Raw genomic sequence first — 13,954 nt, forward strand, 5'->3', positions numbered from 1 at the left:
TCATGAATCGCATCAGTGTGATGAAACCATGGCTGGGAACAGCCGAAACCGACGCAGTCGCCGAGGTTATTGCCTCGGGCTGGGTCGCCCAGGGGCCACGGACCGTGGCCTTTGAAGAAGCCTTCGCCGCGCATCAGCAGGTGGACTATGCGGTGGCAACATCCAGCTGCACTACCGCCTTGCAACTGGCGTTGCTGGTCGCGGGAGTCAAGGCCGGCGATGATGTGGTGGTACCGTCGTTTTCCTTCGTGGCCACCGCTAATGCACCGACCTATGTCGGTGCCCGTCCGGTGTTTGCCGATGTTGAGGAATTGACCGGGAATGTCACGGCGCAGACCGTACGTGCGGTGCTGACCGAGAAAACTACTGCAATCATTGTGGTGGACCAGGGCGGTATGCCGCTGGATCTCCAGCCGCTGCGTGCACTCTGTGACGAGTTGGGGCTGGTCCTCATTGAAGACGCCGCGTGCGGCGCCGGATCAACCTACCGTGGGGCTCCGGTGGGGGCCGGCGCGGACGTGTCCGCGTGGTCCTTCCATCCACGCAAGCTCTTGACCACCGGTGAAGGCGGCATGCTCACCACCAACAACATGCAGTGGGCCAAACGCGCACGTCAGCTACGTGAACATTCAATGGATGTTTCGGCTGCCGAACGCCACAACTCCACGCTGGCACCGGCCGAGAGCTACAAGGAAGTTGGCTACAACTTCCGCATGACGGACTTGCAGGCAGCCCTGGGCCTGGTGCAGCTCGATAAGCTGGACACCATGGTGGCCCGCCGCCGGTTCCTAGCCTCCCGCTACCAGCACGCCTTCGCGAATGTGCCGGGATTGCGTTGTGTGACAGACCCTGAGTATGGAACCTCGAACTTCCAATCATTCTGGATTGAGCTTGGTCCGCAATTCGGTGTGGACCGCGAGGGACTGCTCGAACGGCTTGCCGAAGATGGTATTTCGGCCCGGCGCGGCATCATGGCCTCGCATCTGCAACCGGCCTATGCAGGACATTCTGGAATTGTCGCTCCGCTGCCGGTAACCGAGCATCTGACGGCGAACACGTTGATTCTGCCGCTCTACCACCAGCTCGAAGAGCATGAGCAGGACCGCGTGATCACCAGCGTGCTGTCCAATGTGCTTGCCGCTACCGGCGGTGAGTGAGATGGCGAAAGTACTGCTCGTCGCAGCCAGTGGGCTGGCCCGGGAAACCATCTCGTCTATTGAACAGACCGGTGATCATGAGGTCATCGGACTGCTCGATGACAATACTGCATTGCACGGAACGCTCATTGGCAAAGTTCGGGTTCTTGGGGGACTGGAATTAGCCAAAGAGCGTACCGAAAAGCTATTGATCTGTGCCGGGAAGGGAAGCAGCCGGGCAGCCATTGCGGCCCGGCTGGATCTGGATGATTCTCGCTATGCAACACATATCCATGGCTCGGCAGCGCTCGGAAGTTCGGTCAGCGTGGGATGCGGAAGCATCATCCTCGCCGGCTGCGTGGCGACCTGCGACATCTCTGTGGGACGGCACACGGTGCTCATGCCCCAGGTAGTGCTGACCCACGACAACGTGCTTGAGGACTATTGCACGCTGGCGGCCGGGGCAAAACTGGCAGGCCGGGTTACCGTGGGCCACCGGGCTTACCTCGGAACTAACGCGGCGGTGCGTGAAGATGTGCAGATCGGTGCCGGTGCGGTGCTTGGCATGGGATCAGCGTTACTGCGGGACATGCCAGCAGAACAGGTCTGGGCAGGCAACCCAGCCCGGCAGATCATTACTTCCACAAATCTTGAATCGACAGGGTCTAGAGCATGAGCAACAAAACTATGAGCACCCAGAGCCAGATTCCGTTGGTGGATCTGCGCGCACAGCAACAAGAAGTACAGCAGCAGGTAAATGAATCGCTGGCACAGGTCTTTGAAAATACCGCCTTCATCGGGGGAGCAGCGGTAGCCGACTTCGAGCAAAGCTACGCAGGCTTCTTGGGGACTGGACACTGCGTTGGGGTGGGAAACGGCACCGATGCACTGGAGCTGGCGCTGCGCGCCAGCGGCATTGGACCGGGCGATGAGGTGATCCTCCCGGCAAATACCTTCATAGCCACCGCCGAGGCGGTGAGCCTTACCGGCGCCACCGTCGTACTGGTGGACGTAGATACCGAATACCTGCTGATTGATCCGCTGGCGGTAGCCGAAGCTGTGACCGAAAAGACCAAAGCCATCATGCCGGTGCATCTGTACGGGCAGACCGCTTTTGTTGAAGAATTATCTTCCATTGCCCGCGCTTGCGGTGCGGTGATCATCGAAGATGCGGCCCAAGCGCAAGGTGCAACCCGCCATGGGCGTAGCGCCGGGACTTTGGGTGATATCGCTGGTACCAGCTTCTACCCGGGAAAGAATCTCGGGGCGGCCGGAGATGCCGGAGCGGTGCTTACCGGCGATGCCCGGTTAGCGCAGCAGGTCCGGTTGCTTTCGGCTCACGGCAGCCGCACCAAATACGTGCACGAAGTTGTGGGACGCAATTCCCGGATGGATGCGGTGCAAGCGGTGGTGCTCAGTGCCAAGCTGGAACGCCTGGCCGGGTGGAATGAGCTGCGCCGCCAAGCTGCATCGCGTTATAGCGAACTGCTGGCCGGGGTTGCAGGAGTCACCCTGCCGCAGCAAGCTGCGGGGAACCAAGACGTGTGGCACCTGTATGTGGTTCAGGTGAAAGAACGTGACCGAGTGGTGGCGGAACTAAATGCCGCAGGCATTGGCGCAGGAATCCACTACCCATATCCGGTGCACCTGACCCAAGCCTTTGCACACCTGGGATACAAAGAAGGGGACTTCCCGGTCACCGAACGCGCTGCCGGCCGGATTATGTCCCTGCCGCTGTATCCGCACATCACCGAGGAGCAACAGCGACGTGTGGCAGACGCGCTGATTTCGGTGCTGTGATCCGATGCGCAATCTCGGGAAGCGGACAAGGTCGCCGGGCGCTTCGAATTCTGCCGGCAACGCTTTTAGCTGGAGCCTGGCCAATACCCTAGTTTCAAGATTAGGAACTCTGGGCATCGGTATCGTCCTAGCCAGAGTATTGGGTCCGGAACAGTTTGGTACTTTTGCTATTGCGCTTGTCGCGCTCATGGCGGTGCTTAGTTTTAATGAGCTCGGAGTCAGTCTTGCTATAGTCCGGTGGCCTTCGGAACCGGCACTCATCGCGTCGACGGTCAATACGCTCTCCGTGGTTGGCAGTGCAGTATTCTGCACGATCTCCTGGTTTGCGGCACCGCGCTTCACGGAACTCATGGGAGACCCTGAAGCGACGGGCGTTGTCAGAATTCTGGTCCTCTCCGTACTGCTCAATGGCATTGTGGCAGGTCCCGCGGCCTTGCTCCAACGGGCTTTTGAAGAACGTACGCGCATGGTGATTGATCAAGTCAACGTGTGGGTCGGAGCAGTCCTCTCGGTTGTTTTAGCTTTAGTCGGCTTAGGTGCGATGGCCTTGGCCGTAGGACGGTTAGCTGGTGCGCTGATTTCAGCCGTGATGTTTTTGAAAGCTTCACCCCTGAAATACCAATTTGGGTGGAACCGGAACCATGCCCTGGCCTTGATCAAATTTGGGTTGCCCCTGGCCGGGTCTAGCATCATCGTTTTTGCCGTCGGGTATGCAGACCAATTAGTCGTTGGTGCCACGCTGGGAAGTGTCGCATTGGGTTTTTATGTCCTGGCATTCAACCTTTCCAGCTGGCCGCTGAATATCATTTCGCAACCGCTGCGCCGAGTGGCTCCCGCAGCATTTTCTGCGATACAGCATGATCAGCTGCGACTGAGGCAAGCCATCACCAGCTTGTCCAAGGTTTTAGCCAGCGCAACCATTCCCGCTTTTCTGGCGATGTCAGCGGTTGCACATCCGTTGATCATATTGGTCTACGGCGAACCGTGGATTCCGGCCGCGCAGGTTTTGAGCTGGCTGGTCATTGCGGCCTTGTCCAAGGTCTTTAACGAGCTGGTCTACGACTATCTGGTGGTCGTGGGACGAACTAACACCGTTCTGGTCATACAGCTGGTGGGGCTCGGCGTGCTGATTCCTGCATTATGGATTGGGTCTCAGCTGGCCGGCATGGTGGGAGTAGCTTGTGCCTACGCGGTCGTTTCCGTGGTGATCCTCTTACCGGTGTACCTGTGGCAGTTGCGCGGTGGCGGAGTGGGGTTCGGCGCAATCTTGCGGCAAATGTGCCTCCCGCTGCTCGCTGGTGGTTTCGCATGGGCCGGATGTTATCTGGCTACCCACTTCATTACGCAGCAGCTGCTGGCATTAACCATTGCCGGCATTTGGACCTTGCTGATCATGGCATTGCTGCTATTGACCTGCCGCACCGACATAGGGCAGATCCGCAATATTTCACGCACTGAGAGTTTGGAAACGAGCACATGAGGATCCTGATTTATCCCCACGACCTAGCCATGGGCGGCAGCCAGCTCAACGCCATTGAATTGGCCGGCGCGTTGCGTGAGCGCGGCCATGAGGTCATTGTCTACGGGTGGAAGGGGGAGCTGGTACAAAAGGTGCGTGAGCTGGGTCTTGAATTCATTCAGTCGCCAAGACCGCGGTTTAGGCCGACTCCCGCGATCGTCGCAGATCTGCGGCGGTTAATTCGCGAACGTCAGATTGACATAGTCCATGGCTTTGAATGGCCACCCGCGTTGGAATGCGCTTTGGCAACTCTTGGCCTGAAACAGACAAAAAGTATCGCCACTGTCATGTCGATGGCGGTCGCCGATTTCATCCCGCGAACCATGTCTCTGACTGTGGGTACCGAGCAAATCAAGGCTGAGCGGAACGCGCGAGGATTCGACCGTGTTTCGCTCCTCGAGCCGCCGGTGGACGTTCACAAGAACAAGGCGAATCAAAAACTTGGTCTAGAATTCCGCACGGAACATGGTATCAGCCCGGTCGTGCCATTGGTCGTGGTGGTTTCACGGCTCGTGCCTGAGCTGAAACTTGAGGGAATTCTTTCGGCCATCGATACAACCGCACTGATTGCTGAACAGCGTCCTATTTGCTTGGCCATAGTTGGAGGTGGCTCGGCCGAGGACACCGTCCGTGAACGTGCCGAACAGGTGAACCTGCGGTACCCCGGGAGCATTGTGCTGACCGGGGAGATGGCAGACCCGCGGGCTGCATACGCGGCCGCTGACATTGCCTTGGGCATGGGTGGTTCTGCACTGCGTGCCATGGCGTTCGCCAAACCGCTGATTGTTCAGGGGGAGAACGGCTATTGGAAGCTGTTTGAACCTGATTCCGTCGATGAATTCTTCTGGCAAGGCTGGTACGGAGTTGGTGCTGATGACCACGGTGGAGCTGAGCGCCTCAAATCGATTTTGCTGCCGCTGCTTGACGCCGGGCGTCGACAGGGCAAACTCGGAGATTTTGGTAGGGAACTGGTGGAATCTCGATATTCCTTGGAAAGTTTGTCCCGAACGCTGGAAGAGCTCTATACGGCTGCTCGCACACATCGCGTACGGTCTGCGGATGAACTAGGTAGTTGGAGCTTTGCGGCCAGGGAATTCACAAAATACAAACTTGCGCGCCTACGCCAGAAGTTATGGCGCAAAACCGTGATGGATGACTTCAACAGCAATACCGTCAGTGCAAGATTCTGTCCTCGCCGATCGGGTAATTCGATCCAGCAGGTGATTTACCTTGCCGGCACCTATTGGGATGACGTCAAGGGCACCGATCACATGCTCGCGACAGCTTTGTCAGCGAAGACCGAAGTCATTTGGGTGGATCCGCCTCGAACACTGAAATCATCTTTGACTACGAGTGGCTCCAGGCCAGCGAAACTGCTCGGCACCCATCGTGACCAGGTCGCAGGGAAAATAACCCGGATACAGACCTTTGTTCCGGCCGGCGTGCGCTATCCTCAACTGCGTAGAATCTACGACAAGCTAACCACACGTACCCTGCTGCGGGTTGCTGGTGGCAAACAGCTGACCGAGCGTCTGATCATTCACTCCTCGGCCAGTGCAAGCTTCCCGACTAAGATCTCCGGGACGAAGTGCCTCTACGTTACCGACGACTGGATTGCCGGTGAACAGCTCATGGGGCTACCTGCCGGCAGTGTTTCCAAACGCTTGACCGAGAACCTTGCGGTTGCCGACAAGGTTTTTGCCGTCTCCCCGCACCTGGCTGCTCAGCTTGATCAACTGCAATCGAGGCACATAACAAACCTGCTGCCAAACGGTTGCAAGATCTCCGAGCTTAGTGCCGGTGACCGCCACCAAGCGATCGCAGTGCTGGGACAGCTCAACGAACGCCTTGACGTAGGGCTGCTGGAACAGATCCGAGATCAAGGATTAAAGCTTCGGGTTGCCGGACCGCTGAAAAGTAACAACGCGCAGTGGGTGACGCGTATGCGCAATTTTCTGGAATCTCCCGGTGTGCAATGGGTGGGTGAAATTCCGCCCACGCAGGTCCCGGGCTTTCTGGCTGGTTGCCGGATAGGACTCACCCCCTACACAAATTCGAAATTTAACCAGGCAAGTTTCCCATTGAAGACCTTGGACTACTTGGCGGCTGGGCTATTTGTGGTATCGACAAATCTTCCTTCCTCGCACTGGTTAGACACCGAACACCTGGCGGTTGGAAACACAAATGCTGAGGTCATAGAGTTGCTCCAGGAATTTATCGCTCATCCAACGCAGGATTCGGAGATCTCAGTACGCAGAGCTTTTGCCGCCGGGCACTCGTGGGAACAGCGCGCCATAGATTTAATCGAATTATCATCTCTAAAGGAGGCGCCAATCACGTAACATGGGGATTGTTGCCCTTATCGCGAACGAAGAGGGACTTGGTACGCAGTAGTCGTGGCAACACTGGGGGAGTCACTTTTGTGACATTTTTTTGGGGGAAAAAATGGTTTTAAGCGACATGCTTCGAAGTCTTTTACGCCGGTGGTACATCGTCGTGCTCGGAGTTATTTTGACAGCAGCCGGAGTGTACGGAGCATACACCGTCACACCGGTGACATACAGTGCAACATCAACGGTGGTGTTATTGCCACCGGAAAAGTCAGTCAAGGATGGTGATAATCCATACCTGTACCTTGGAGGACTTGGCCAAGCACTCAATGTCTTAGTTATTACAATGAATTCGGCGGCTTCGCAAGAGGAAGTTATTGGTTCGAATCCTGATCAATCATTCACTCTTGAACAAGATGCCACCTCAACCGGGCCGATTATCCAAATTTCCGTGGCAGCGCCCACCGATGACCAAGCACTAGCCCTGGTAGAAAAGGTGACTGCACAAGTTCCGCTTGCCTTGAACGCGCTGCAGGACGAACTGAAGGTACCTGCAGACGCCAAGATCGGCACGATGACCCTAGCCCAGTCGCGTGAAGCGGAAACCGAAAACAAGCGCCAGCTACAGCTTATGGCGGTAGCCGCCGGCGGCGGATCCGTCGCCACGGTATTGTTCGTCGCCGCACTGGACAAGTTCCTAGCTAAACGAAAGCCTAAGAACAAGCGCCGGAAATCTGAGGATAAACACGATGATCCTGGCTCAGCGCAGATGACGCTGCCTCCGTCCGAGGTTGCTGCGCGCCTTGAAGTCACCGAATCTAGGCTGACCGTGCAGCCAGTACGATTCGCTAACGGAACTTGACAGATGCTCAAGTCCTCGGAGCATCGTAGACGGGTGCCGTTGCCGCAACCGGCACGGGTGCAAGCCGATGCAGTGACCGGGCTGACGGTATACGCCGTGGTGCTGCTCATTGTCCCCAGCGACAGGACTATCGCTCAGTTGGGCGGGGCCGGAACACCGGCGGTCCTGCTGTCGATAGGACTCATGGTCTGGTGGCTCTGGTATCGAACCCGCCTTGCAAGTCGGGTGAGGTTCTCAAATCCGGTGTACCTCACCTTTTTAGCGTTTGCCGCGGCCGTGATGATCAGCGAGGTCGTAGCGGCCACCTCAAATCTGCCACAGCCAGATCAGAACGCTGCAGATATGGGCATCTTGCGCTTGGCCGGGTTTGCCGGCGCCTTCTTCGTAGCCGCTGACGGAATCCAGTCCAAGGAAAGATTAGCCGTCCTATGCAGACGACTTGTTCTGCTCGGTGCTGTGGTGGCGACACTGGGCATGTATCAATTCCTTACCGGCACGGTACTCATCGATCGATTCCCAACGCCTGGTTTGGCAAGTATTGACGGCGGAGTCGATCTGCGTAGCGGATTCATGCGACCCCGGGGAACTGCACGGCATGCCCTCGAATTCGCGGCAGTTGTCAGCAGCCTGGTGCCACTGGCTATTGCCCTGTGCATTGGGGACCGGAAGCTGGGTTTCATCCGACGGTTTTTCCCGGTGGCAGTGCTCGTTGGCGTTTCATTTATTTCCTTGACGCGTTCCGCACTGATCGGCTTGGCGCTGGGAATACTAGCCATGATGCCCTTCTGGGATGCGCGTTTGCGCCGCAGAGTTGTGTTGCTGGGAATTGCCGGAGCTGGCGCGGTGATGATCGCTCTTCCTTCGGTCTTACGCGCCATCATGGAAATGTTTGAGGGCGGGGATTCCAGTGTGGAATCCCGAACCGGAAGCTGGGACTTCGCTTTTCAAGTATTCAGCACAAACCCGCTCTTCGGACGTGGTTTTGGCACCTTCTTGCCCAGCTATCGAATCCTGGATAATCAGCTGCTGCTACTGGTGTTGGAAATCGGCATTGTCGGTGCACTGGCATTTGTCGCGTTGCTCGCTACAGGGGTCTACTGTGCCATTGCCGGCAGAAGCACCGGTGAGGAATCGCTGAATAATCATCTGGGTGTCGGCCTGGCCGCCTCGATAATTTCCAGCGCCACGCTAATGGCATTCTTTGACAGTTTCTCGTTCCCGCAAGCACCCGGCGTGCTCTTCTTGGTGCTTGGGATTAGTTCGGCATATTGGAGGCTGTCCAAGGACTCCGAACGCCTGAATCCAAAGGTGGCGGTCCCTAGCATTGGCTCAAAAAAGGCGCGGATGTTTGCTGCCGCCGCTGCGGTGCTGGTAGTTCTGATCGCGCTTCCCATTGCCCAAGTAATCAGGCAAGCACCTGGCACTTACTGGACTCAACAGGATTTGGTATTCCTGCCACCATCCAGCGCGGTAGGAGGAAACTCCTTGCGCACCGATGCCCGGGACCTGATTCCATTTGCCGCCTTAGTGAAAGAAACGTACGCCGGAATTCATGGACCATCGACTATTGAACCAGTCACGGCTCCCATTTATGGCACCGGTGTGCGCAGTGGGGAACTGGTGCGTGTCCCCAACGCTGGCGGACAGTGGCAGACGTACCAGAGAGAAGCAACCATCACCGTTGAAGTGCTTGCCTCGTCAGCGGAAGAGGTGTTATCGACCATGGATCAAACGATGACCGAACTGACCGCTCTGGCCGAAGAACCGCAACAGCAAATGAACGTTAAACGCAGTGCGCATATCATTACCGACATTTACCCTGAAGCAGTGGTCCCCGTGCAGATTCTGCCACGCACCAAATGGGCCCTTCTTTTACTGGGGTTCCTGACCATTATGGCGGCCGCGACGGCGCACGAAATAGTTCTCCGAAAGACGGGCTGGTCATGACAAAAACATTGCACAACTTGGACGTCGAGCTGCGCACATCCAAGAGGAACCAACAACTACGTACAGTTGGCAAGCTAGGGATCATCTTGCTGGCAGGATCTCTGCTGGCAGGATGCACCAACGCGGTGGGAGCCCCTGAGCAAACCTTCGACACCACCGTCAACGACGGTGGGGCCGCTTACTATGGTGAATTTGCTGACTCTTTACCCGATGACCCGTCGTATTTTCCGCTTGCGGTGTGGCATGAAAGCCTGATGGATGCACAAGATGCGGTGACTGATCGCTCCTTCGGCATCAACACCTATGTTGAACTAACCCCTGAATCCAATCCGAAGTTAGCACGTGACGTCGGATCATATGTATTGAGCGGTACGCCCCAGCCAGGCCTCAACGGTTTTGTTCTTCCCGACGAGGTGGATATGTGGGGTAAATCCGGAGAGGGCGTATGGACGGGAGCATGGCCGGGAGAGGCTCCAATCTGCGAGCCAGAAGAGAGCCGGTGCGGCTACACCGTGCTGGCACAGTCTTTAGAGAAAGCGCCGGCTGGGTCAATGGTCTACGCGAACTTCGGCAAAGGCGTGACCTTCTGGGGTGATGAAGAAGTCGGAACTCATTTCACCAGCACTTATGCCGACGTGGTCTCGGCAGATAACTACTGGTTTACCGATCCCAATATTTGCCACAAGACCGAGGGCGGAACACGCTTTGAAGAGCCTCGTGATTTGAGCGAGTCCGAATGCCGGCTAGCTGCGAACTATGGACATACGGTGAAGCAAATCAGGGACTATATCCAGCCTGCGGGCAGTAAACCTGTATGGGGATTTGTAGAGTTGGGTCGTCCCTTTAGCGACGAGGAATTACCGACGGTAACCCCAGCACAAATTCGTGCCGCCGTGTGGCAGAGCCTCATCGCGGGAGCACGAGGCATAGTCTATTTCAACCACAGTTTTTCTGGACAATGCGCCTCGCAACATGTCCTGCGTGACTGCGGGGAGGAAAACAGCTCAGCCGTTGCACGGATTAACGACCAGGTTTCACTTTTGGCTCCGGTACTGAATTCGGTCACTGCCGAGGGGGTACTCAGCGCCGAGGGTGCGGTCAACGTTCGAGTGAAAGCCTACGAGAATCACTTTTATGTACTCGCCGGGTCGGCGCAAGCTGGCAAGCAAAAGGCATCATTCAACCTCCAATGTGTGGGTTCCACTGACGTAGAAGTGCTCAATGAGAACAGGAGCCTAAAAGCTACGGAGGGAATCTTCGATGACGGCTTTACCGACGGCAATACCATCCATATTTACAAGGTGCCCATCACCAACTGTGCTGCCAAATAATAAACCGGGCTCTTCCACGCTGACTTGGTCCGGGGATTTATTGCGCCGGGAGGTGTAGCTTCAAGGCGATGAGTCACGCAGCTAGCAGCGGCCAGCAGAACACGGACCAAGCACGACGAAGAACTGCGGCGGAAATATAGGTTGGGATCACCGGCATATGCCGGTGATCCCAACCTATATTTACTAGTAGATGATCTTGCTTCCGGTGATGTCAGATCAGCAGATTATTGTGGAGAAACAGCCCACGCGAAATCATGCAGTCATCTTATGCTGGGCTGCTAAGCCGCCTGACGGCTTGAATCATCTCGTTCCCAGATAACCCCCGCGCCAGTTGCGGCCGGTTTTTTGCTACCGCGAGCTACGGTGACCATTCCGGCATACACCAACGCATCCCAGGCAGAGACTGGCCCTGAAATGGATCTCGCTAATTGTCGGAGCGTTGACCGTGTGGTGGACGCTGCTTGGTCCTGGCGCAATAGTTCCTGCTGTCCCCGGTAGTTCCTTCGCAGTATGGCAAGCAGAGACCCGACGGTGCGCGGGGTTTTAACCTGCACCGGAATTGTGGGGAGCACCGTTTTCTCCTGAGCCCCGAACTGCTGATCAATAAATAGGTCATCTGCCACCACCGCGGGGAACTGCGTGAATCTTGCTCGTCCGGTACGGCTTAGGCCATAGGCGCCGGCACCCCATAGAGCATCGTTGGTGCCTGGTAACCGGCGCCGTGCCCGGTAGAAGGCCCGCACGATGCCAGAAGCTCCTGCGGTGTCGTAAGTGAACGCCGGCCTTGCCGAAAGCACGCCGGGTTCGCTGAGGTGCTCAAAAACCATTCTCAAGGCTGAAGCAGTGATGATGATGTCAGCGTCCAAATACAGCCGTGGATGCCCTTTGGCGATATCTTCTGCTGCGTTTAATGCCGCCACCTTTGACGGCGTAGATATCTCAATGACCTGCACCCCGGAAAAGCGCCGGGCAATCTGAGCGGTGTCATCGGTGCACCCGTTGCAGGAGACAATGACTTGGATCAGTCCTTGCTCGGCAAGCGGTTGCAGAGGTTCCAACGTCTTGGCAATGACTGCCGCCTCGTTGTGAGCGGGGATAATCACCGTACCGAAGGGGAAACCATCGTGAGGTTGGGTTCCGTGGGTAGCTGCGAGCAGGGATGACCATGAGCGCTCAGTGGCAACTGCGTGCAGCACACCACCGCGTTGCGGCTTCCAGGAACGCAGGACTTCGTGTCCTATGACGGCGTTCTGGAACATCGTGGCGGTGCGCACAGGCTGCTGCTTACGCGCATACCTGATGCGGTTCACCGCCATCAGGGTTTCCAGCTGCACCGAGGCACCGGATCCACCCATTTGATGGGTCATGGAGGATTCGGGCTCATACCAGATCCGCGCTCCGGTCTGCCGGGCGCGCTTGAAGTAGTCGGTTTCTTCCGAATAGAGGAAGAACTGCTCATCCCAGGGGCCGAGTTCTTTGGCCAATGCTGAATCGATGAGCAGCGCCGCTCCGGTGGCCCAATCAATTTGATGCGGATGGGCGTAGCCTTCCAGATTGTATTCAATTTCAGAACCCCATCCGGGGCGCCGTGAGACGCGCTCGCCGAAGAGGGCGTCACCAGTCGCGCGGAGCACCGTTGGTTCACGGCGCAAAGAGGTGTAGCTGGTTCCGTCTTCTTCCAGCAGGCGCGGGACAACAATCCCTGCCTGCGAGAGCCACATTCTGTTGAGCAGCCGTTGGATAGACCCGGGACTGACATAAAGATCTGGATTGAGGATCAGCACCGCTTCGCAGTCGCCGGTATATGGCCTCGCGGCGTTAATACCGCCGGCATAACCAAGATTGGACCCGGTAGGAATCACGATGACGTCATCGTGCTTTTCCAGCTGTTTAACTGTGCTGTCCACGGAGCCGTTATCTGCAATGACTATCCGCAGCCGTAGCCCCGAAGCCTCAACACGTAAGGAGGAAATCAGCTGCTCAACGGAGTCGGCGTTGTTGTAGGTGACTGCGATGACCGAAACATCCACCGGAGCTTTCCCCGCAACAAATCTTCCCTCACCTGGCGGCTGTAACCTCGGAAATTTGCGGGCAGGTTTTTGCCGAAGCGGACTTGCCTGTGTACTTGAGATGAGCTTGCTTTGCCGTTGCAGCGTCAGCAATCCCGGAGGGTCATCCACCAGGTAGCGCTGTGCCAGCCGGCGGGGTTCAAGACCAAGTCTCCACGCCCATTCAAGCCCGGTGGTAGCCACCCATTGCGGTGCACGTTGTACGGTTCCGGCCAGGAAATCTACCACTGCGCCAAATGCTAGTAGCACGCTGGCTCCGGTCAACGCTCCGTAAGAAGCCATCCACAATTCTTGGCGGGGCTTGCCAAGCCCGACTACGAGAATGTCGGTGTTACTTTCACGAATGGCCGCCACTAATTGCATCGAGAGAGATTCGTTTTCAATCTCGTTGCGTTCCGGTGCCCAGAATCCTGAGACGTGCAGGTTGGGTCGTTGCTCAGCTAGCTGTGCGGCGAGTTCGGCCTGGATTTTTGGCTGGCCACCAAGGAATCCCACACGCAGTCCGTGAACTTCAGCATCATCCAAAATCGGGCCAATCAGATCGCTTCCAGCGAGCCTTGGCCAAAGCTTTCCCGTCAATTGTTTGGTGCGCATGACTAACGGAGCCCCATCGATGAGGTTCAGCCATAACATCGGCAGTGCATCGAAAGGCGAGGGTGCTTCTGGCACATAGCGCAGCGGCCGGCTGGGATGCAATGAATCACCCAACACCCCTTGCCAACGGCTTCCATGACCGAACTGCACGAGATGGTCCAGGTTTGCTGAAACGACCGATAATGGTGACAATTCGGCGTCCGGTAAGTGCTTGGCCTGGCGTGCATGGCCAATGATTTTGTCGATGGCGTCCGTTTGGGTGAGCAGATCCACCACGATTCCGGCCAGATCCACGCGTTGATTTGTGGCAGTCATGATTTTCCTTGAAAGAAGTGTAAGCACCACCCAGCCCGGTCAAAGACACCG

Annotated in this window: 9 protein-coding genes; 8 read left to right on the plus strand and 1 reads right to left on the minus strand. The window is 56.8% G+C overall.

Annotation, left to right across the window (positions count from 1 at the left end):
• The first annotated feature begins 2 nt into the window (after window positions 1-2).
• The 8 genes from ACX5K5_RS06590 (at window position 3) to ACX5K5_RS06625 (ending at window position 10,925) form a co-directional block, all read left to right on the plus strand.
• On the plus strand, window positions 3-1,157 hold the full coding sequence (locus tag ACX5K5_RS06590) for a DegT/DnrJ/EryC1/StrS family aminotransferase (RefSeq protein ID WP_459175241.1): 1,155 nt from the start codon (window positions 3-5) through the stop codon (window positions 1,155-1,157).
• A 1-nt stretch (window position 1,158) separates the two neighbouring features.
• Window positions 1,159-1,812 (plus strand): NeuD/PglB/VioB family sugar acetyltransferase, encoded by a 654-nt coding sequence (locus ACX5K5_RS06595; RefSeq protein ID WP_459175242.1) that lies wholly within the window; start codon window positions 1,159-1,161, stop codon window positions 1,810-1,812.
• The gene (locus ACX5K5_RS06600) at window positions 1,809-2,936 is read left to right on the plus strand and encodes a DegT/DnrJ/EryC1/StrS family aminotransferase (RefSeq protein WP_459175243.1); all 1,128 of its coding nucleotides are present in this window, start codon (window positions 1,809-1,811) and stop codon (window positions 2,934-2,936) included. The genes ACX5K5_RS06595 and ACX5K5_RS06600 overlap by 4 nt, the downstream gene beginning before the upstream one ends.
• Before the next feature lie 4 nt (window positions 2,937-2,940).
• On the plus strand, window positions 2,941-4,416 hold the full coding sequence (locus ACX5K5_RS06605) for a lipopolysaccharide biosynthesis protein (protein WP_459175244.1): 1,476 nt from the start codon (window positions 2,941-2,943) through the stop codon (window positions 4,414-4,416).
• On the plus strand, window positions 4,413-6,797 hold the full coding sequence (locus ACX5K5_RS06610) for a glycosyltransferase (RefSeq protein WP_459175245.1): 2,385 nt from the start codon (window positions 4,413-4,415) through the stop codon (window positions 6,795-6,797). Before ACX5K5_RS06605 ends, ACX5K5_RS06610 begins: the two co-directional genes overlap by 4 nt.
• A 118-nt stretch (window positions 6,798-6,915) precedes the next feature.
• Window positions 6,916-7,647 (plus strand): YveK family protein, encoded by a 732-nt coding sequence (locus ACX5K5_RS06615; protein WP_459175246.1) that lies wholly within the window; start codon window positions 6,916-6,918, stop codon window positions 7,645-7,647.
• Window positions 7,648-7,650: 3 nt separating this feature from the next.
• On the plus strand, window positions 7,651-9,594 hold the full coding sequence (locus tag ACX5K5_RS06620) for an O-antigen ligase family protein (protein ID WP_459175247.1): 1,944 nt from the start codon (window positions 7,651-7,653) through the stop codon (window positions 9,592-9,594).
• Complete coding sequence (locus ACX5K5_RS06625) at window positions 9,591-10,925, plus strand: hypothetical protein (protein WP_459175248.1); 1,335 nt, start codon at window positions 9,591-9,593, stop codon at window positions 10,923-10,925. Before ACX5K5_RS06620 ends, ACX5K5_RS06625 begins: the two co-directional genes overlap by 4 nt.
• A 278-nt stretch (window positions 10,926-11,203) precedes the next feature.
• Here the strand turns inward: ACX5K5_RS06625 and ACX5K5_RS06630 are convergent, their stop codons facing one another.
• Complete coding sequence (locus tag ACX5K5_RS06630; RefSeq protein ID WP_459175249.1) at window positions 11,204-13,903, minus strand: WecB/TagA/CpsF family glycosyltransferase; 2,700 nt, start codon at window positions 13,901-13,903, stop codon at window positions 11,204-11,206.
• Between the last annotated feature and the right edge of the window lie 51 nt (window positions 13,904-13,954).

It is taken from the genome of Glutamicibacter bergerei, from assembly GCF_054495185.1.